Annotated in this window: 1 protein-coding gene; it reads right to left on the reverse strand. The window is 62.9% G+C overall.

The window, feature by feature from the left end; translation table 11 throughout:
* Positions 1-707 (reverse strand): cobalamin-dependent protein (locus tag ABEA87_RS42235; protein ID WP_345639435.1); only part of this gene is annotated, 707 nt, incomplete at both ends.

Consider the following 707-nt stretch of genomic DNA (forward strand, 5'->3'; position numbering starts at 1 on the left):
TGCAGGATCTCGGCGATCTCGACCACTTTGGAGTTGCTGTTCTTGGCCCAGTTGGTCATGAACACAATGCGCTTGTCGTACTTGGCGCACAGGTCGACGAAGATCTGAACGATCTCAATGTCCCGGCTCAGGATCCCGAAGTTCGCGTCCGCCACGAAGATGTGCGAGTTCGGCGCCGCGACCCGCACGATGCGTTCAAGCTCAGCGGCGATCCGCTCGATACTGAACTGCCGCACCTTCGTGTTCGTGGCACCGCCCCAAAAGCAGAACGCGCAACTGTAGGGGCACCCACGGTTGGTCTCATAGATGATCATCCGGGTACCGGCCAGATCCGCATCCTCATAAACCGAATTCAGCAGCGGAGACGGGATCGACTCGAGATCCTTGATGCGGTCGGCGGCCGGTGTCGTGACGACGCTGCCGTTGCGCACCGCGCTGACGCCGCGCACGCCCTCGATCGGATCGCAACCCTGCAGGATGTTGCGACACACCTCGACGAACCGGAGCTCCCCCTCGCCGTGGACGAGGACGTCGACAGCGGGCGCCTCCTCGAACACGGCGTCCTGCTGATTGGTGACGTCGTTGCCACCGACCACGATCACCGCATGAGGCCGCGCCGCCTTGATCCGCGCCGCTACCGCCATGGTCTGTGGGCGGTTCCAGAAGTACACCGTGAACGCGACGACGAACGTCGCATCCGGGTCGTC

Source organism: Rugosimonospora acidiphila (genome assembly GCF_039543385.1).
Classification (GTDB): Bacteria; Actinomycetota; Actinomycetes; order Mycobacteriales; family Micromonosporaceae; genus Rugosimonospora; species Rugosimonospora acidiphila.